Source organism: Tropicibacter naphthalenivorans, assembly GCF_900176475.1.
Taxonomy (GTDB): domain Bacteria; phylum Pseudomonadota; class Alphaproteobacteria; order Rhodobacterales; family Rhodobacteraceae; genus Tropicibacter; species Tropicibacter naphthalenivorans.
Genome location: NZ_FWXX01000009.1, coordinates 39,874 through 59,141 on the forward strand (window position 1 = coordinate 39,874; position 19,268 = coordinate 59,141).

Consider the following 19,268-nt stretch of genomic DNA (forward strand, 5'->3'; position numbering starts at 1 on the left):
GTCCTGCGCCCTGACTGACAGGGCAGCGCGCAACCCCATCTGAGGAAACTCCCATGACTGACATTACCAACGCGGCCCTCGTGGCCGTGAACAGCCCCGGCTTGCCTGAAGACCAGCGGCGGCTGATCGAACTCGACGATGCCATCGCCAAGATCCGCACGCAAATCGCGACGGCCGATCTGGCCCGCCAGCGCGGCCAGAAGCCGATCGATCCGGACTGGTTCCACCGGGCCCGCACGGCGCTCCGCCACCTGTGCCGCGAGCGAGCGGAACTCTTGGCCCAGGGCACCGGCCGCCGTCGTCGCGAAAAGCTCAAGGACGCGCTGATCGGCATCCTGCGCGAACGCCATGACCCCGAGACCTAGGATGGCATTCTGGCCGAGGCCCAAGCGAGAACCGAACGGGAGGGTCTGTGATGACAGAGTTGCCCTGCGCCCCCACGCCGACGCTGACGGCGATCTATGCCGATTATGAGGCCCGCCAGGGCGATGGTTTCCGCGATCACCTCGGGGCGTCGATCATCGGCAAATCCTGTGCCCGGGCGCTCTGGTATGATTTCCGCTGGATCACGCCCGCGCGCCATTCCGGCCGCCTGCTGCGCCTCTTCGAGACGGGGCAGCTGGCAGAGGACCGGCTGGTGCGCAACCTGCGTGCCACCGGCGCGACCGTGCTCGAGGTCGATCCCGAGACCGGCCGCCAGTTCCGGGTCGAGGCCCATGGCGGCCATTTCGGCGGCTCGCTCGACGGCGTGGCCCTCGGGCTACTGGAGGCGCCGAAGACCTGGCATGTGCTGGAGTTCAAGACCCACTCGGTCAAGAGCTTCAACGAGTTGGTCGCGAAGGGCGTCGTTCTGTCCAAGCCCCAGCACGCAGCGCAGATGCAGGTCTACATGCACCTGACCGGCATCACGCGCGCGCTCTACGTCGCGGTCTGCAAGGACACCGACGCGCTGCATGTCGAGCGCATCGAGGCGGACCGCGCGATGGCCGAGCGCCTGCTGGAAAAGGCCGGGCGCATCATCTTCGCCCAGCATCCGCCCGCGCGGATCAGCGAGGACCCGGCCTGGTTCGAATGCCGGTTCTGCGATCACCATGCGGCCTGCCATGACGGCGGTGGCGCGGCGGTGACCTGCCGGTCCTGCCTGCATACGACACCCGTCGAGGGTGGTTGGCACTGCGCCCGCCACGACCGGATGCTGGCCCTGGCAGAGCAACGCGCCGCCTGTGGCCGTCACCTTTTCATCCCCGATCTCATCCCGGGCGAGGTCATCGATGCGGGCGACGATCTCGTCACCTACCGCATGGCCGATGGCACGACCTGGACCAATGACGCCCGTTCCCCGGAGGCCGCGCCATGCTGACCCTGCGCCCCTATCAACAGGCCGCGATCACCGCGATCTACGGCTATTTCCAGACCCACACCGGCAATCCGTTGGTGGTCATCCCGACCGCGGGCGGCAAGTCGCTCGTCATGGCGTCCTTCATCGAAGGCGTGCTGAAGGCCTGGCCCGATCAGCGCATCCTGATCGTGACCCATGTCCGCGAGCTGATCGCCCAGAACCATGCCGAGATGATCGGCCTCTGGCCCGATGCCCCGGCGGGCATCTATTCGGCAGGCCTCGGTAAGCGCGAGGCGCAGGCGCGGATCCTCTTCGCGGGCATCCAATCGATCCACCGCCGCGCGGCTGAAATCGGCCACACCGATCTGGTGTTGATCGACGAGGCGCATCTGATCCCCGGCAAGTCGAGCACGATGTATCGGCGCTTCCTCGACGCGCTGAAGGCGATCAACCCGGCGCTCAAGGTGATCGGGCTGACCGCCACGCCGTTCCGGCTCGACTGCGGGATGCTGCACGAGGGGCAGAACGCGCTCTTCACCGACATCGCCTATGAGGCCCCGGTCCGCGAACTGATCGATGCGGGGTATCTGAGCCCTCTGGTCTCGAAACAGCCCGCGACCCGGCTCGACGTCTCGAAGGTGGGCACCCGCGCGGGCGATTTCATTGCGCGCGATCTGGCGGCGGCGGTCGATCAGGACGCCATCACCCGCGCGGCCGTGGCCGAGATCATCGAGCATGGCCGCGACCGCAAATCCTGGCTGGCCTTCTGTTCGGGCGTCGAGCATGCGCGCCATGTGGCCGAGGAATTCGGCCGCCAGGGCATCTGTTGCCGCACGATCTTCGGCGACACGCCGAAGGACGAGCGCGATGCGATCCTTGCCGCCTTCAAGCGCGGCGAAATCCGGGCGCTGGCCTCTATGGGCGTGCTGACCACCGGCTTCAACGCGCCGGGGGTCGACCTGATCGCGCTCCTGCGTCCCACGCAATCGGCCGGGCTCTATGTGCAGATGGTCGGGCGCGGCACCCGCCTCGCGCCGGGCAAGGATAATTGCCTGGTGCTGGACTTCGCCGGCAATGTCCGCCGCCACGGGCCGATCGATCTGGTGCGGCCCAAGCGCCCCGGTGACGGCGGCGGGGGTGAGGCCCCGACCAAGGTCTGCCCGGACTGTGACAGCATCATCGCGCTATCGGCGACGGAATGCCCGGATTGCGGCTATGTCTTCCCGGCGCGCGAGGTGAAGATCGCGCCGACGGCCGCCACGCTGCCGGTGCTTTCGCCGAAGCAACGATGGCTCAAGGTCACGGGCGTTTCCTATAGCCGCCACGACAAGGCTGGCGGCCGTCCGTCGCTCAAGGTGACCTATAGTAGCGGCCTTGCCACCTACAGCGAATGGGTCTGCCTCGAGCATCAGGGCTATGCCCGCCAGAAGGCGGCCGAGTGGTGGCGCAAGCGCGCACCCGGCTGCCCCGTGCCGCTGAGCGTGGCCGAGGCCCTCGCGCAGACGAGCCGCCTTGCGCGCCCCAGCGACATCTCGGTCCGTCCTTCGGGCCGTTATCTTGAAATCTCCGGTTACAGGTTCGCCCCATGCGCCCATCCGACCCCGGCCTCTGCGCCGTCTGCCACCGGGAACCTCGCGGCTTTGGCTGGTTCGAGCCGGGGTTCCGCCGCACCGACCCGCGGCGTGACGCCAGCCGCAAGCGGTTCTGCAGCCGTGCCTGTCAGGACCTCTGCCATGGGAGGAAGGGCATGATCGATCCGACCCCGAATGAGACCGAAGCCATGATCACGGGTGGCCAGATGGGCGGCGAATATCTTGAGAGCATCGGCAAGTCCGACCTCGCGACCCTGTCCGAGGAGGAATGGGCCCGGTTTCTCGACGCGGTCGTCACCGGCTATTGCGACCACCTACGTGCGCTGGCACCAAAGGATCGCAACTGGCTCGACGCGATGGCGCCGGAGGTGCCGTTCTGATGGCCGACACGTCCTGGATGGCGCGCTTCGGCGCGCGGCTCGTCACCAATGGCTATGCCATCCTGCCGATCGGCCCGGGCACCAAGAAGCCCGGCCGGTTCCAGCGCGGTGGCTGGTCTGATTACCCGGAATGGAACCGCCATGCCGAACGCCCAACCACGGAGGTCGAGGTCGCGACCTGGGCCACTTGGCCCGATTGCGGCATCGGCATCGTCGGCGGCGCGGTGGCGGCGGTCGATATCGACATCGCGGCGGACGCCGACCTGGCGCTGCAAATCGAGGCGCTGGCCCGGGCGCGCCTCGGCGACACGCCCGCTCTGCGCATCGGCCGCGCCCCGAAGCGTATGCTGGTCTATCGCACGGCCGCACCGTTTCGAGGCATCAAACGCCATCCGCTCGAGGTGCTCTGCCTCGGGCAGCAGTTTCTGGCCTATGCCGACCACCCCGATACCGGCGCGCCCTATGTCTGGCCCGACGAGGGGCTGGCCGATCTCGACATCAGCGACCTTCCGGAAATCACGGCCGAAGCGGCGGCGGCCTTTCTCGACGAGGCCTATGCGATCCTGCCCGAGGCCCTGCGTCAGCGCGGGTTGCGCTCGGCAGCACCGGCAACCCTGCTGCGCAATCACGGGCAGATCGGCACCTTGCCCGCCATCCGGTCGGCGCTCGACTGGCTGCCGAATGACGAGCTCGATTACGACAGCTGGATGCGCATCGGCATGGCACTGAAAGGCGCGCTTGGCGATGAGGGCGGCGAGGTCTTTGCCACCTGGTCGGCCCAGGCGGCCAAGGATGTGCCCGCGACCACGGCCCGCGCCTGGGCGAGCTTCAAGCCCGACCGGATCGGCGCAGGCACGATCTATCATCTCGCCATGGAACGCGGCTGGCAGCCCGTCGCCGCCTTGCGCCTCGATGGCAGCCTTGATCCGGACGGCCCACATCCAGCCGCCGATCTGCTGGCCCGGCTGGAGGGGAGCGCGCCCACCGTCGCCGACCCGGAAAATCCTGCCTTCAGCCTGACCATCCCCGACGGTCTCGTCGGCGAGCTGACCGGCTACATGCTGGCCACCGCCCGCAGGCCGCAACCGCTTCTTTCGCTCGGGGCGAGCCTCTGCGCCATCGGCGCGCTGATGGGGCGGCGGTACCGCACGACCAGTAACCTGCGCTCGAACCTCTATGTCGTGGGGATCGCTGACAGCGGCTCAGGCAAGAACCACGCCCGCGAGATCATCAACGAGGTCTTCTTCGAAGCGGGTCTCGCCCACCATCTCGGCGGCAACAAGATCGCCTCTGGCGCGGGGCTTTTGACCGCGCTCCATCGCCAGCCGGCGATCCTGTTCCAGATCGACGAATTCGGAATGTTCCTGTCGGCCGCCGCTGACCGCAAGCGCAGCCCGCGCCATATCACCGAGATCCTCGACAACATGACCGAGCTCTTCACGACCGCGGGCGGGATCTTCCTCGGCGCCGAATATGCGAACCGCGACGGCACCAATGAGCGGCGCGACATCAACCAGCCCTGCCTTTGCGTCTATGGCACCACGACGCCGCTGCATTTCTGGGGCGCGCTGCAGGGCGCGAATGTGGTCGACGGCTCGCTGGCCCGTTTCCTGATCCTGCCCAGCGACGAGGACTACCCCGATGAGAACCTCGCCGTGGGCATCCGGCAGGCGCCGCCCGCGCTGATCCAGGCACTCCAGCTGGTCGCGAACGGCGGCGGGGCCGTGAAGGGCAACCTGACCGGCAAGACCGCCGATCAGAACACCGCCGTGAGCCCGATGACCGTGCCGATGTCAGACGCGGCGCGCGTCCGGTTCGCCGACCTGAGCGACGCCCTGACCGAGGAACTGCGGGCAGCGGCCGGCACCGCCTTTACCGCCATTCTCGCCCGCATCGGAGAGAATGCGTTGAAGCTGGCGCTGATCGTCGCCGTCGGGCGCGACCCGGTGCGCCCCGAGATCGACATCGCCGTGGCGGACTGGGCCATCGGCTTCGTGCGCCATTACGCGCGGCGCACCATGGAGGCGGTCGAGCGCCATGTGGCGGATACCGAGACCGAGGCGCATCTGAAGCGGCTGAAAGAGATCGTCCGCGCCGCCGGGCCCAAGGGGATCACCAAATCCGAGATCACGCGCGCCTCCCAATGGCTGAAATCGCGCGACCGCGACGAAATCCTGCTGACGTTGATCGAGAGCGGAGACATCACGACGGGCATGCGCGGATCCTCGACCAAGCAGGCCATGGTCTACCGGATGGCCCGATGGGGTGGGTGACCGGAGATCCTTCAAGCCGCCTGAAGCGGCCCTTGAAGCCGAACTACCGCCAAGCAGCAGAAACGAAAGGGAAAAACCGAATCCTTCAAATCCTTCAATCTTTCAAGAGGACCCCTTTTCCCTATACGTGTACGCGCGCGGTTTAACATTGGGAGAGAGGTACCCATTGAAATATTGAATAATTGAAAGATTATATATTACACATACAGGACAACCACTTACGGGCGGAAATCCTTCAAGACGCCCCTCTGAAAGTTCTGAAGGATTTGCCGGGCGGCCCAGCTGCCCAGCCCATGAACTGACCAGACCACCCTTCGGGGCCTGGCGAGACCGCAGCCTTCACCGGCCAGCCCGCTCGCCTCGCTCACAAACGCGAAGAGGAGGTCTCTCATGACCCAATCCAACGAACATCCGCCCTGCATGCTGGCGCTCGATCTCGGTACCACAACCGGCTGGGCGCTGCGCAGCCACGAAGGGCTCATCACCAGCGGCACCGCCAGCTTTCGGCCCGGGCGTTATGACGGCGGCGGCATGCGCTATCTGCGTTTCACCAACTGGCTGACCGAACTGGACCGCCTGTCCGGTCCCATCGCCGCGATCTGGTTCGAGGAGGTCCGCCGCCATGCCGGAACCGATGCGGCCCATGTCTATGGCGGGCTGATGGCCTCGCTCACCAGCTGGGGCGAGTTGCGGGGCATCCCCTACGAGGGCGTGCCGGTGGGCACGATCAAGCGCCACGCCACCGGCAAGGGCAACGCCCCCAAGCAGGCCATGATCGATGCAGCCCGCGCGAAGGGCTTCAGCCCAGAAGACGACAACGAGGCCGATGCCATCGCGATCCTTCTCTGGGCCCTCGACGCCCGGGGAGGTGCGGCATGAGGTTCCACCCAAAGGGCTATGGCGGCCAGCGTCGGTCGCCTGATGAGGTGAAAGGCGACGGTTGGCGCGAACAGGGCCTGCTGGCCGTCAGCGTGGATGACCAGCGCCTGACCTGGCCCGAGCGCGAACTCGTCGAGCAGCTGGGCACGCGGCTCTATGGTCCGCGCCCGGTCGAGGATCTGCGCCATGGCTGAGCACATCTGGACCGCCGAGGACGTCGCCGATCACTTCGAGGAGGCGTTCCGCACCCTGCGCAAGCTGCCGCCCGTGAAGGTGCAGGGCTATTTCAACGCCTGGCCGCAGGTCATCCGCACCGAGCGCGAAATCCTCGCCATGGAGCCCGAACCGATGCGGGTCTGGCCCTCGGCCGCCGCGATCTCGCGGCTCGAGCGGACCTTCGACTGGGTACTCTGGCTCGGCGAAAGCGAGCGCCGCCTGATCTGGTGGCGTGCCGCCAGGCGTCCGTGGAAGCAGATCACCTATGAGCTGGGCGTCGACCGCTCCACCGCCTGGCGCCAGCACAAGCTCGCGCTTACCAAGATCGCCGCGCGGCTGAATGCTGCGGCTGCGTGAAGTGTTGCAACACTTTGTTCTTCGACAGCTGCAACAGATCCGTGCTATCTGAAGGATATGATGGGGAGAGTGCGTCGGAAGACGGCTCTCCCCGTTTCCGTTCGCGCGGCCCCACGACAGCAGGGCCGCAGCGGAGCGCATTTCCCTGAAATCGGCGGGTCCTTCCCGGCGTCCACCCTATGCGGGCGGGCGAAGCGCGAGGGTTTCCCAGTGACGCCCCTGAAAATAGCCGTTTCGTTTCGCTTGGGCCCACGCGGCAACGAGCACAGGGTCTGACCGCCGGAAACCCCATGCCTGAACCGAAACGGCCCTGTGGGGGCATTTCGGTTCACGCCCCCATTTCGCCGCCCGGCACCCCAAGGACATTCCCATGGACGTCGTCGACCTGCCGCTCGAGCAGATCATTCCCTATGCGCGCAATCCCCGGCGCAACGAGCAGGCCATCGCCACGGTCGCGGCCTCGATCCAGGAGTTCGGCTGGCGTCAGCCCATCGTGGTGGACGAGGCGATGGTCGTGCTCGCCGGGCACACAAGGCTGGAGGCTGCGCGCAAGCTCGGCTTCAAGACCGCCCCGGTGCATGTCGCCAAGGGGCTGACAGCCTCCCAGGCCCGTGCCTTCCGGATCATGGACAACCGTTCCGGCGAGAATGCCGAATGGGACAAGGACCTCTTGAACCTCGAACTGGCTGACCTGCTGGAGGCGGATTTCGACCTTGGCCTGACCGGCTTCACCGAGGACGAGTTGAACGCGCTGATGTCGAGCCTCGATGCAGGCACCGGTCCGCAGGAGGGCGAAGACGAGATCCCGGAAACCCCGGAGGAGCCGATCAGCCGACCCGGCGATCTCTGGCTTCTGGGACACCACCGGCTTCTCTGCGGCGACAGTACGGTCGCCACCGATGTCGAGCGGCTGCTCGGCCCGGTGAAGCCGCTGCTGATGGTCACCGATCCGCCCTACGGCGTGGAATATGACCCGGGCTGGCGCAATGAGGCGGGGGCGGCCAAGACCAAGCGCACCGGCAAGGTGCTGAACGATGATCGGGCCGACTGGCGCGAGGCCTGGGCGCTGTTCCCCGGCGATGTCGCCTATGTCTGGCATGGCGCGCTGCATGCGGCGACCGTGGCGGAAAGCCTCGAGGTCGCGGGCTTCACGATCCGGTCCCAGATCATCTGGGCCAAGGAGCGGCTGGTTCTGAGCCGCGGCGATTATCACTGGCAGCACGAGCCCGCCTGGTACGCCGTGCGCAAGTCCGGCAAGGGCCATTGGGCGGGCGACCGCAAGCAGACGACGCTCTGGCACATCTCGGGCAAGGACCAGGACGAAAAGACCGTCCACGGCACCCAGAAGCCGGTGGAATGCATGCGCCGGCCGATCCTCAACAATTCGAGCCCGGGTCAGGCGATCTACGAGCCCTTCATGGGATCGGGCACCACGCTGATCGCGGCCGAGACCACGGGCCGCGTCTGCCTCGGCATCGAACTGAACCCGGCCTATGTCGATGTGGCCGTCCAGCGCTGGCAGAAATTCACCGGGAAACAGGCCGTCCTCGACGGGGATGGAACGCCCTACGACGACCTCAAGACCAAAGACCGCTGAGGGATGGATGACCTGGCTTTACCTTCCGCAGGCCTGCCTGACGGAACAGGCGACGCATGTCTCTTCGGCCTCTCGCTCTGCTCCGGCGCCGGTGGCATTGACCTCGGGCTCACCATCGCCTTGCCCGGATATCGAACTGTGGGCCATGTCGAACGGGAAACCTTGTCTTATGACTTCTCTCGGCTCCTTTGGGATAAAGGAGCCGCTGCCCGGCACGGCATTTATGCCGGGCAGCGGCGGGGGTCGGATCGAGGGAAACCAGGTGCCGCAACACCGAGGCGTAGTATGATCGCCCCCGTCTTTTCATCTGTCCTGAACGGATACCCGGTCCTTGGGACCGGATGACAAGCAGAGGAAGACGAAGAGACCATGCAGCATATCATTGGAGTCGACATCTCGAAACCTACCCTTGATGCCTTCCGGCTGAGCCCAGCCGAGCATCGCCAGTTCCCGAACGACCGCGCCGGGTGCGCGGCGCTGATCCGCTGGATCGGCAAACCCGCAGCACGGGTCGTGTTCGAGCCGACCGGCGCCTATCACCGGCTTTTCGAAGCCACTCTGGTCGCGGCCGGGATCGAGGCCGTAAAGGTCAATCCCCGTGCCGCGCGCCGTTTTGCCGAGGCAACCGGACGGCTGGCCAAGACCGATCGGATCGATGCGGCCATCCTCGCACGGATGGGTGCGGTTCTCGACCTTGAAGGGCGTCCTGCGAAATCCGAAACCCTGCATGATCTCAGAGAGTTGAGCGTCGCGCGACAAGCACTCGTCAAGGACCGCATCGCCACGACCAACCGCGAGCAGATCGCCGTGAACCCGCTGATCCGGCGCCAGCTCAGGGCCCGCCTGAAACAAATCGGCGCACAACTGAAAGAAATCGATGCAACGATCGCAGCGCTGACCGTCGGCGATCCCGAACTGTCGCGCCGTCGGGATATCCTCACCTCCATTCCCGGCATCGGATCGGTCACGGCCATGGCGATCCTGACCGAAATGCCCGAGTTGGGCCAGTTGGACAACAAGCAGGCTGCCAGCCTGGCAGGCCTCGCCCCAATGACGCGCCAATCGGGGACATGGACCGGCCGCGCCCGCATTCGCGGTGGTCGCGCCGGTTTGCGCCGCGCGCTCTATATGCCGGCACTGGTCGCACTACGCTTCAACGACGATCTCGCTCGGAAATACCAGGATCTCAAGGATGCCGGAAAACCGTCAAAGGTTGCCATCACCGCGATCATGCGCAAGCTGCTGATCCTCGCAAACGCGCTGCTCCGCGACGGCCGGAAATGGAACGAAAAAGCCGCTTGATCAAAACGGATACTTCGCTGCAGCCACTCTCGTGGCGCGGATGGAAGACGCGTCCTTGGATCAGGCTGTTGTCTGGGACGACGTTGGAACCTTCGACGGCCGCCCGTGGCGCGGCGCGGTGGATATCGTCACTGCGGGCTATCCGTGCCAGCCATTCTCCGTCGCGGGCAAACGCCGGGGCGCGGACGACCCGCGCCACCTCTGGCCGCATGTCGCCCGCATCATCGGCGAGGTCGAACCGCCCTTCGTGTTCCTCGAGAACGTCGCCCATCATCTCCGCCTCGGCTTCCCCGAAGTCGCCAGCGGACTGGTCGGAATGGGCTACCGCCTTGCGGCAGGCCTCTTCACTGCGGCGGAAGTCGGCGCGCCCCACAAGCGCGAGCGCCTCTTCATCCTCGCCCACCGCGATGGCGACGAGCTGGCCGACCCCGCGCGCCTGCTCTGGGACCCGGTCGAGTGGCGGGAACCGGACGGAACTGCTGCGGCTCTGGCCGACGCCGAGGGCCAGTGCGAACGAGAACCGGCAGACGAAGCCGACACCCTCGCAGGCAGCGGGTCAGCACGGCATGAACCTTGCGACGACGGCCGCGATGTGGCCGACGCCGCAGACCGACAGCTTTCGGAGCCGGGGTGGCGACAGGCGCGACGAGAAGGGTCTCGACGGCATGGCGCGGGATTGGCCGACGCCAATGGCGACGGACGGAAACAAGCCGAGCGCCGGCAACCGCCGGACGGCCGATCTGGCCAACGCCAGTCAGATGTGGATGACGCCGACGGCGCGGGATCACAAGGACGGGGCGACGACACTGGCCAACACGCCGGTGAACGGGCTGCTTGGCCGCCAGGTCCTGGTGACGCCGATGGCTGGGCCGAATACCTCCGAAGTGCGCCGAACCTTGAACCCGCTGTTCGTCGAGGCGCTGATGGGCTGGCCCACCGGGTGGACCGGCTTCGCCTCTGTGGCAACGGCGTGGTCCCCCTGGTTGCAGCGCATGCGCTTCGAACTCTGGCAGCTGAACTGCTGGCCGATGGATGAGGCCGCGGCATGAAACAGTCCCGCCTGATGTCGCTGGTCGAGTCCGTCGCCAACGTGATCGTGGGCTACGGCGTTGCGGTCGTCACACAGATCCTGATCTTCCCGATCTTTGGCCTGCACACGACGCTGGCCCAGAACCTGAAGATGGGCGCTGTCTTCACCATCGTCTCGATTGTGCGCTCGTACTCCATTAGAAGGATATTCGAAGCAGTTGGGCTCAGGAACGACCGAACCATCTGCTTCCCCAAAGACCCTTGATTGCTGTGTGAACTCACGATGTCCCAATTCCTTCTTTCGCCAGCAGAATGCCTCGCCGCATTGCAGTCGCAGGAACTGAGACGGATTGACGATCTTCCTGATGCTGTCGGGGTATACGCGCTCGCTGATCACCGCGGAGATCTACACTATGTCGGAATCACGGAAGCCAGCTCGTTTCGGGACCGGATCTATAGCCGTCACGTCAATGGGAGTGAGGAGCGAAGCCACAAACTGGCCTGCAATTACAATATTGGTAGGATGTGGCGAAACCGGAAACTGAGTTGTCATGTAGGCACCGACGCGCAGTTGGCCAAACTCGTCCGCAAGGAGTTCATTCGTCGCCATTGCCGCGCCGCATGCGTCCCGTTGACAGGCTCAAAAACCGAACTCGAAAGCCTCGAGAAAGCAATAATCGCTCTGGCGCCGCCGGAAATGGTGAGCTGGAACAAGACCCGAAAGCGCGTCAACCAACTGCCGGAGCCGCGAGAAATGGTCGACAAAATCGTGGCCGACCTCGGGTTCGGAACCCACGAAATAGCCGCGCTTGAACGGCAGGCGCAGCTATTCGACCTTCATGGTCACTTGGACTTGGCCGATTGATGTATCTAGGAAATCGCCGGGTCGCGCCTCAAAGGAATCCGTAAGCTGCGTTCAACGCGGGTGCATGGCAAATCATTGCCGCTTAAAGCCGGTAGACCCTTCCGCGCCCCTCGACTTTCTCCGAGGTCACCTCGAGCCCAAGCCTCTTTTTCAGCGCCCCGGCCATCGCGCCGCGCACCGTGTGCGACTGCCAGCCCGTCGCTGCCATGATTTCCTCAATGGTCGCGCCGTCCGGCGTGCGCAGCATGGCGATCAGGGTGGCCTGCTTGGTGCCCTCGCGCGGCGTACGCGTCTTGGGTGCGGGTTCGGGGGCGGCGGAAGTGTTCGGTTCGATGCCGACGGCGGCAAGGCCTGCGTCGGTGGCAACCAGCATGACGCCGTGGCCGTCGCCGGTCTCGCGCCAGACGGGTTCGCCCTTGCGCATGTCCGCCTCTACCTCTTCGAGCAAGCCCTTCGCGAGCATTGCGCCGATCACCTTGGCGGCGGCTCCGCCCCGCAGGCTCTCTGGCAGCGGCAGGGCGATGAGCTCGGGCCGCTGTGCGGCGGCGCTGAGGATGATGGCTTGGGTATCGGAAAGCTGGGTCATGGGGTCGTCTCCGTATTCGGGTCGCGGCCGTCGCGATCCCTTCTACGACCCCAAGCCGCGCCCGCGCGCGGCAATGGTCCGGCGATGCCGGAGGTCAGTCTGCGAATTCGCCTTCGCCGAACGCGCTGTCGGTGATGCACTTCATCAGGCTCGCGTAGTGTTCGAGGGTGCCGACGTGGCCCCAATTGATCTCGTCGGGATGGGCGTTGAAGTGGTCATCGCTCAGCCTCTGCAGGCGGGCGAGCATCGTGTCGATCTCGGCCTTCTTTTCCATGAAGGCCGCCAGCGCGACTTCTTGGTTCCGGCGGGCCTTTTCGGCGCGGAGTTGGTGGCGTTCGGTCATCGTCCTGCCCCCTCAGTTCTTTTGCGCGATCATCGCGAGGATGGCGCAGGCCATGCCGCCCAGAAACTCGCCGCGCCGGAAGACGATCTCGTCGATCTCGGCCGCACGGGTGATGGCGGGATCGACCTGAAGGTCGGCGGCCATGTGCGGAAGCAGGCGGGCGGCTTCGAGGTTGTAGCGTTCGGCGAGGGTCATGGCAGGCTCCGTGGGGCGCATCGTTTTCGTAGGATCAGCTTCGCTCCGCCGGGGCACATCATCCAGTATAATCGCAGCAATTACATGGCTTTAATCGGAGCGCGCGGATCATCTCATGTCGTCAGCCACGCAACCCATCGGCGTGATCGCGCGGCTCCTCGATCTCTCGGAACGCCGGGTCCAGCAGCTGAGCCGCGAGGGCGTGATCCCGAAGGCCGAGCGCGGCCAGTACGACCTGATCGGCTCGGTGCGCGGCTATGTCCGCTACCTGCGCGATCAGGCCACGAAGGCGCAGGCCGGTGCGCCGGATTACGCGGCCGAGCGGGCGCGCTTCATTCGGGCGCGGGCTGATCTCGCCGAGATGGAGGCCGAGGAAAAGCGTGGCGCGCTGATCGCGGCCGAAGAGATCGAGGCCGCCTGGATCGCCGTCCTGGCGCTTCTGCGCACCCGCTTGCTCGCGCTGCCGGACCGGCTGGCGCCGCAGGTTTTTGAACAATCAACCGTCGGAGACACCCGGAACCTGATCCGAATGACCATCCGCGAGGTGCTCGATGATCTCGCGCAGCCAGATGTCCAACTCGAAGCCAGCGCTGACATTGACGGGCTCGCCGATCCTGAAGCGGACGGTGGAGACGGCGCTGAAGGTGCTGCGCCCGCCGCCGGAACTGACGATCAGCGATTGGGCGGATCAGAACCGACGGCTGAGCTCTGAGGCCAGCGCCGAACCCGGGCAATGGCGGACGAGCCGGGCCGAATATCAGCGTGGAATTATGGAGGCGATCTCGGACGCCTCGACCGAGACGGTGGTCATCATGTCCTCCGCCCAGGTCGGCAAGACCGAGGTGCTGAACAACGCCTGCGGCTATCACATCGATCAGGATCCCGCGCCGATCATGGTCGTGATGCCGACCGAGCGCGACGCGGAAACCTGGTCGAAGGATCGCTTCTCGCCGATGGCCCGCGACACGCCCTGTCTGAAGGGCAAGATCGCCGATCCCCGCTCGCGCGACGGCAACAACAAGATCCTGCACAAGCGGTTTCCCGGCGGGCATCTGACCATCGTCGGCGCGAACGCGCCATCGGGTCTGGCCAGCCGTCCGATCCGCCTGCTGCTTTGCGACGAGGTGGACCGCTACCCCTTCAGCGCGGGCGCCGAGGGTGATCCAGTCAACCTCGCCAGGAAACGCACGGTGACTTTCTGGAACCGCAAGATCGTGCTGGTCTCGACGCCGACGAACAAGGGCACCAGCCGGATCGAGGCAGCCTTCGAGGAAAGCGATCAGCGCCGGTTCTGGGTGCCATGCCCGGACTGCGGGGCGGAACAGGTGCTGACCTGGACACAGGTGCGCTGGAGCAAGGGGCCCGAGGGCGACCACCGGCCTGAAACCGCGCGCTACCATTGCGCCGATTGCGATGCGGCGTGGCGGGATGAGACCCGCTGGGCGGCCGTCTCAAAAGGACATTGGGTGGCGGAGCAGCCCTTCGCGGGCGTGGCGGGCTTCCACCTGAACGAGATCTACTCGCCCTGGGTCAGACTGGAGACGATGGTGCGGGCCTTTCTCTCGGCGCGCTCCGGCGGGGACGAGACGATGAAGACATTCGTCAACACATCGCTGGGCGAGACATGGGTCGAGACCGGGGAAGCCCCAGACTGGCAGCGGCTCTACGACCGCCGCGAGGCTTGGAAACCGGGCACGGTGCCAGCGGGCGGGCTGTTCCTGACCGCTGGGGCCGACGTGCAGAAGGACCGGATCGAGGTCGATGTCTGGGCCTGGGGGCGCGGGCTCGAAAGCTGGCTCGTCGATCACGTCGTGATCGAGGGCGGGCCCGACCGGCACGACGCGTGGTCGGAACTGACAACGCTGCTTGATCGAAGCTGGCCGCATGAGCGCGGCGCGCATCTCAGGATCGCGCGGCTCGCCATCGACACTGGCTACGAGGCCCCGGCGGTCTACTCCTGGTCGCGGGCGCAGGGGTTTGGACAGGTGTCGCCAGTCAAGGGCGTCGAGGGGTTCAATCGCTCCAGCCCGGTGTCGGGGCCGACGTTTGTCGATGCGACCGAGGGTGGGAAACGTCTGCGGCGCGGAGCCCGGCTTTGGACCGTGGCAGTTTCGACCTTCAAGGCCGAGACCTACCGGTTTCTGAGGCTGGAACGGCCGACTGAGGAAGAACGCGCCGAGGGCGCGGTCTTTCCGCCCGGCACGATCCACCTGCCGACATGGGTGGAAAGCGAGTGGCTGAAGCAGGTCGTGGCCGAGCAACTGGTTACTGTGCGCACCAAGCGCGGCTTCGCAAAGCTCGAATGGCAGAAACTCCGCGAACGCAACGAGGCGCTGGACTGCCGGGTCTATGCCCGCGCCGCCGCCTGGATCGCGGGCGCGGACCGCTGGCCCGACGAGAAATGGCGCGACCTCGAGGATCAGCTCGGGGCGGCCCCCACCGACACCGATCCCGCCGGGCAGATCAACCGGCCGGGACAGGCCCCGCAGGGCAAGCGCCGCTCCGACTGGCTCGGGCGGCGCGGAGGATGGTTTTGATGACCGACTGGACGGAAACCGAGCTTTCGGCGCTGCGCCGGGCCTATGCCAGCGGCACGACGCGGGTGAGCTATGATGGCAAGTCGGTCGATTACGGCTCGGCCGACGACCTGCTCGCCCGCATCCGCACCATCGAGCGCGCCATTGCGGGCGTCAGCCGACCGCTGCCGGTGGCCGGGCTCGCGGGCTTCAGCCGCGGGGATCGCTGATGTCCGCGACCTGGTTCGACCACGCCATTGCAACGGTGGCGCCGCGCATGGCGGCCCGCCGCGTAATAGCCCGGCAGGCCTTCGAGACCCTGACGCGGGGCTATGACGGCGCGGCGCGCGGGCGACGGACGGAGGGCTGGCGCGCGCCGGGATCCTCGGCCGACACCGAGATCGGCGTGGCCGGGGCGCTGTTGCGCGACCGGATGCGCGATCTGGTGCGCAACAACCCGCATGCGGCCAAGGCCGTGGCGGTGCTGGTCAACAACATCATCGGCGCGGGCATCATGCCGCGCGCTGCCAGCGGCGACGACACGCTCGACCGCAAGGTCGACGCGTTGTTCGAGCGCTGGACGGCGGAGTGTGACGCCGACGGCCAGCTCGACTTCTACGGGCTGCAGACGCTGATCTGCCGCGAGATGGTCGAGGCGGGCGAGGTTCTGGTGCGCCGACGCCTGCGGCGGGCGAGCGATGGCCTGCCGGTGCCGCTGCAACTGCAGGTGCTGGAGGCAGACTTCCTCGACGCCACGAAATCCGGCGCCCTCGGCGCGGGGCGGCTGGTGCAGGGGATCGAGTTCGACCCGGTCGGCAAGCGCAGGGCCTACTGGCTCCATTCCGAACACCCCGGCGACGCCTATGGCGCCTTGCAGAACGGTCTGCAGAGCCGCCCGGTCCCGGCGAGCGAGATCGCCCATGTCTATGAGAAGCAGCGCACGCAGGCGCGCGGCGTTCCCTGGGGCGCGCCGGTGATCCGGTCGTTGCGCGATCTCGACGATTACGAGGTGGCCGAACTTGTCCGCAAGAAGACTGAGGCCTGCGTCACCGCCATCGTCTTCGGCGACGACGAGGCCCAGCAGGGCATCGCGCCCTCCGTGGTCGATGCCGATGGAAACCGGGTCGAGCAGTTCGAGCCAGGGCTGATCGCCTATGCGCGCGGCGGCAAGGACATCCGCTTCAACCAGCCGTCCGCCACCGGCGGCTATGGCGAATATAAGCGCGCGAGCCTGCACACGATCTCGGCCGGGTTCCGGGTGCCTTACGAGCTGCTGACCGGGGACCTGTCCCAGGTCAACTACTCCTCGATCCGCGCGGGCCTCGTCGAGTTCCGCCGGATGATCGACGCCGTCCAATGGCAGCTGTTCATCCCGATGTTCTGCGCGCCGGTCTGGCGCTGGTTCACGGAAGCCGCATGGGCGGCAGGCAAGATCCCCACGCCGGATGTCCCGGTCGAATGGCAGCCGCCGAAGTTCGAGGCGGTCGATCCGCAGAAGGACGCGATGGCGGACCTTCTGGCGATCCGCTCGGGCACCACGACGCTGGCGCAAGCCATCGCCCGGCAGGGCCGTAACCCCGACGCCGTGCTGGCGGAAATCGCCGCGACCAATGCGAAGCTCGACGAACTCGGCCTCGTGCTCGACAGCGATCCGCGCCGCGTCACCAAGACCGGCAGCGCGCAGGCGGGCGACCCGACAGCCCCCGCCGATCCGGAAATCACACCGGCGCAGGCCGACCAACAGGACTGACCCATGGATACGATGATCGAACTACCGGCCCTTCGCCGGTCGGCGGAGCTTGCGCCGAACAGCGTCGACAATGACGCGCGCACCGTCGAAGTGATCTGGTCGGCGGGCGCGCGTGTCCGCCGCGCCAGTTTCTTCGGCGAGCCCTATGACGAGGAGCTGAGCCTCGACCCCGCCCATGTGAGGCTCGAACGGCTGAACGCGGGCGCGCCGTTCCTGAAGGTGCACGAAATCGACACGCTCGACGCGGTCATCGGCTCGGTCGTGCCCGGTTCGGTGCGGATCGAGAACGGGCGCGGCATCGCGCAGGTCCGGATCAGCGAGCGCGCCGATGTCGAGCCGATCTGGCGCGACATCCAGGCCGGGCACATCCGCGCCGTCTCGATCGGCTACCAGGTCCACCGCTTCGACATCTCGAAACCCGATGGCGGGCGCGAGCTTTGGCGGGCGGTCGACTGGACCCCGTTCGAGATTTCGGCCGTGCCAGTCGGCGCCGACCCCGCCGCGGGCTTCCGCGCCAAGGGCGAACATCACGACTGCGTCCTCCATCGCCGGGACGCCCAAACCAGCGAAGGAGCATCCCCGATGACCGACAAGACGACCCCGGCCGCACCGGCCGACGACACCCCCGATACGGCAGCGACCGAGGAGATCACCATGCCCGACGACAAGACCGGCGCGGCCGAGACGCAAACGCGCGCGGCAGAGACGCGCAGCCAGCCGAAGCCTCCGAAGCCCGAGGCCCCCGACACCGAGGCCATCGCGACCCGCGCCCGCGAGGCTGAGCGCGACCGCGTCTCCACCATCTACGATCTGGCCGGACGGCTGAACCTCGAGCGCGGCTTCGCCGAGGATCTGGTCAAGCGCGGGGTCAGCGTCGACGAGTCGCGCCGCCTGATCCTCGACCAGGTCGCCGCGAAGTCCGACGAGACCCGGACCTTCCCGCATGTCTCCGTGCCCCTTGGCGGCCGCGACGAGCGCATCACCCGCCGCGACGCCGTGGCGAACGCGCTGCTGCACCGCTACAGCCCGACGCTCTTCCCGCTCGAAGACGCCGCGCGCCAATACCGCGGCATGACGCTGCTGGAATTGGCCCGTGAGAGCCTCGGCAACTCCGGAGTGAACACGCGCGGCCTCTCGCGCGACGAGGTGGCGACGCGCGCGCTGCACTCGACCTCGGACTTCCCCGAGATCCTGTCGGCCGTCACCAACAAGACCCTGCGGCAGGCCTATGACGCCTATCCCCGAACCTTCTCGCTCTTCTGCCGCCAGGTGCTGGCCACCGACTTCAAATCCATGCACCGCGTCCAGCTGGGCGAGGCACCCCAGCTTCTGGAAGTGGGCGAAAGCGGCGAGTTCAAGCGCGGCACGCTGGGCGAGAGCAAAGAAAGCTACAAGGTCAAGACCTATGGCCGCGTGGTCGCGATCACCCGGCAGGTGCTGATCAACGACGATCTTGACGCCTTCACCCGGATCCCGGCGATGTACGGCAACTCGATTGCCCAGCTGGAGAGCGATGTGGTCTGGGGGATCATCACCGCCAACCCGGCGATGGCCGATGGAACGGCGCTGTTCCACGCCAATCACAAGAACCTCGCGGGCACCGGCGCGGCGCTGGCCGTCGATGCGGTGGGGGCGGCGCGTGCGGCGATGGCGCTGCAGACCGGGCTCGACAAGAAGACGGTGCTGAACATCCGTCCCGCCTTCCTGATCGTGCCGGCCGCGCTGGAACTGAAGGCCGAGCAGCTGGTCGCCCAGAACCTCGTGCCCGCCGCGACCTCCAGCGTGGTGCCGCAGTCGATCCGGACGCTCTCGCCGATCAGCGAGCCGCGCCTCGACGCGGCGAGCGCCACCGCCTGGTATCTGGCGGCGAGCCCGAACCAGATCGACACCATTGAATACGCCTATCTCGAGGGCCAGCAGGGTGCGTACATCGAGACCCGCAATGGCTTCGATGTCGACGGCGTCGAGATCAAGTGCCGCCTCGACTTCGGCGCCAAGGCCATCGACTGGCGCGGCCTCTACAAGAACCCGGGCGCGTAAGGCACGAAT

The 19,268-nt window shown here is 66.6% G+C and carries 21 protein-coding genes and 1 pseudogene; 19 read left to right on the forward strand and 3 right to left on the reverse strand.

The annotated features are described in order from the left end of the window. Positions 1-53 precede the first annotated feature (53 nt). From B9A11_RS16495 to B9A11_RS16550, 14 genes and pseudogenes are all read left to right on the forward strand, one after another. A complete protein-coding gene (locus B9A11_RS16495; protein WP_083499934.1) occupies positions 54-365 on the forward strand; it encodes a hypothetical protein in 312 nt (103 codons plus the stop codon). A gap of 50 nt (positions 366-415) precedes the next feature. After that, on the forward strand, positions 416-1,360 hold the full coding sequence (locus B9A11_RS16500; RefSeq protein WP_058248960.1) for a PD-(D/E)XK nuclease family protein: 945 nt from the start codon (positions 416-418) through the stop codon (positions 1,358-1,360). After that, entirely contained in the window at positions 1,354-3,090 is a 1,737-nt protein-coding gene (locus tag B9A11_RS16505; protein WP_083499933.1) for a DEAD/DEAH box helicase, read from the forward strand. The genes B9A11_RS16500 and B9A11_RS16505 overlap by 7 nt, the downstream gene beginning before the upstream one ends. After that, entirely contained in the window at positions 3,087-3,311 is a 225-nt protein-coding gene (locus B9A11_RS21165; protein ID WP_058248959.1) for a DUF6511 domain-containing protein, read from the forward strand. The genes B9A11_RS16505 and B9A11_RS21165 overlap by 4 nt, the downstream gene beginning before the upstream one ends. Beyond that, a complete protein-coding gene (locus tag B9A11_RS16510) occupies positions 3,311-5,584 on the forward strand; it encodes a PriCT-2 domain-containing protein (protein WP_058248958.1) in 2,274 nt (757 codons plus the stop codon). Before B9A11_RS21165 ends, B9A11_RS16510 begins: the two co-directional genes overlap by 1 nt. Before the next feature lie 390 nt (positions 5,585-5,974). Beyond that, a complete protein-coding gene (locus B9A11_RS16515) occupies positions 5,975-6,463 on the forward strand; it encodes a crossover junction endodeoxyribonuclease RuvC (protein WP_058248957.1) in 489 nt (162 codons plus the stop codon). Beyond that, entirely contained in the window at positions 6,460-6,657 is a 198-nt protein-coding gene (locus tag B9A11_RS16520) for a hypothetical protein (protein ID WP_058248956.1), read from the forward strand. Before B9A11_RS16515 ends, B9A11_RS16520 begins: the two co-directional genes overlap by 4 nt. After that, on the forward strand, positions 6,650-7,036 hold the full coding sequence (locus B9A11_RS16525) for a DUF6362 family protein (RefSeq protein WP_058248955.1): 387 nt from the start codon (positions 6,650-6,652) through the stop codon (positions 7,034-7,036). Before B9A11_RS16520 ends, B9A11_RS16525 begins: the two co-directional genes overlap by 8 nt. Positions 7,037-7,406: 370 nt before the next feature. Next, a complete protein-coding gene (locus B9A11_RS16530; protein ID WP_058248954.1) occupies positions 7,407-8,633 on the forward strand; it encodes a DNA modification methylase in 1,227 nt (408 codons plus the stop codon). 369 nt (positions 8,634-9,002) lie between these two features. Beyond that, a complete protein-coding gene (locus tag B9A11_RS16535) occupies positions 9,003-9,935 on the forward strand; it encodes an IS110 family RNA-guided transposase (protein ID WP_058248953.1) in 933 nt (310 codons plus the stop codon). Positions 9,936-9,975: 40 nt separating this feature from the next. After that, a pseudogene (locus tag B9A11_RS22285) lies at positions 9,976-10,296 on the forward strand (DNA cytosine methyltransferase); the annotation flags it as partial. A 205-nt stretch (positions 10,297-10,501) separates the two neighbouring features. Continuing rightward, positions 10,502-10,984: a hypothetical protein gene (locus tag B9A11_RS22290; protein WP_058248952.1), complete on the forward strand. Its 483-nt coding sequence runs from the start codon at positions 10,502-10,504 to the stop codon at positions 10,982-10,984. Beyond that, a complete protein-coding gene (locus B9A11_RS16545; protein WP_058248951.1) occupies positions 10,981-11,229 on the forward strand; it encodes a DUF7220 family protein in 249 nt (82 codons plus the stop codon). Before B9A11_RS22290 ends, B9A11_RS16545 begins: the two co-directional genes overlap by 4 nt. 18 nt (positions 11,230-11,247) lie before the next feature. Continuing rightward, positions 11,248-11,829, forward strand: a complete 582-nt coding sequence (locus B9A11_RS16550) for a GIY-YIG nuclease family protein (protein ID WP_143595910.1) — start codon at positions 11,248-11,250, stop codon at positions 11,827-11,829. A gap of 82 nt (positions 11,830-11,911) precedes the next feature. Here the strand turns inward: B9A11_RS16550 and B9A11_RS16555 are convergent, their stop codons facing one another. From B9A11_RS16555 to B9A11_RS21450, 3 genes are all read right to left on the reverse strand, one after another. Next, positions 11,912-12,415 (reverse strand): DUF3489 domain-containing protein, encoded by a 504-nt coding sequence (locus B9A11_RS16555; protein WP_058248949.1) that lies wholly within the window; start codon positions 12,413-12,415, stop codon positions 11,912-11,914. Positions 12,416-12,509: 94 nt separating this feature from the next. Beyond that, positions 12,510-12,758: a hypothetical protein gene (locus tag B9A11_RS16560; RefSeq protein ID WP_058248948.1), complete on the reverse strand. Its 249-nt coding sequence runs from the start codon at positions 12,756-12,758 to the stop codon at positions 12,510-12,512. A 12-nt stretch (positions 12,759-12,770) separates the two neighbouring features. Beyond that, a complete protein-coding gene (locus tag B9A11_RS21450) occupies positions 12,771-12,953 on the reverse strand; it encodes a hypothetical protein (protein WP_058248947.1) in 183 nt (60 codons plus the stop codon). 115 nt (positions 12,954-13,068) lie between these two features. Here B9A11_RS21450 and B9A11_RS22295 point away from each other — a divergent pair, with 115 nt between their 5' ends. From B9A11_RS22295 to B9A11_RS16590, 5 genes are read left to right on the forward strand one after another with little or no spacing between them, the layout of a single operon-like run. After that, positions 13,069-13,665, forward strand: a complete 597-nt coding sequence (locus B9A11_RS22295; RefSeq protein ID WP_058248946.1) for a hypothetical protein — start codon at positions 13,069-13,071, stop codon at positions 13,663-13,665. Further along, positions 13,580-15,490 carry a phage terminase large subunit family protein gene (locus B9A11_RS16575; protein ID WP_234988881.1) on the forward strand — a complete coding sequence of 637 codons (1,911 nt, stop codon included), beginning with the start codon at positions 13,580-13,582 and terminating at the stop codon, positions 15,488-15,490. The genes B9A11_RS22295 and B9A11_RS16575 overlap by 86 nt, the downstream gene beginning before the upstream one ends. Beyond that, the gene (locus B9A11_RS16580; protein ID WP_058248945.1) at positions 15,490-15,699 is read left to right on the forward strand and encodes a phage head-tail joining protein; all 210 of its coding nucleotides are present in this window, start codon (positions 15,490-15,492) and stop codon (positions 15,697-15,699) included. The genes B9A11_RS16575 and B9A11_RS16580 overlap by 1 nt, the downstream gene beginning before the upstream one ends. Next, positions 15,699-17,219 (forward strand): phage portal protein, encoded by a 1,521-nt coding sequence (locus B9A11_RS16585; RefSeq protein ID WP_058248944.1) that lies wholly within the window; start codon positions 15,699-15,701, stop codon positions 17,217-17,219. Before B9A11_RS16580 ends, B9A11_RS16585 begins: the two co-directional genes overlap by 1 nt. A 3-nt stretch (positions 17,220-17,222) precedes the next feature. Further along, on the forward strand, positions 17,223-19,259 hold the full coding sequence (locus B9A11_RS16590) for a prohead protease/major capsid protein fusion protein (protein WP_058248943.1): 2,037 nt from the start codon (positions 17,223-17,225) through the stop codon (positions 19,257-19,259). Positions 19,260-19,268 lie beyond the last annotated feature (9 nt).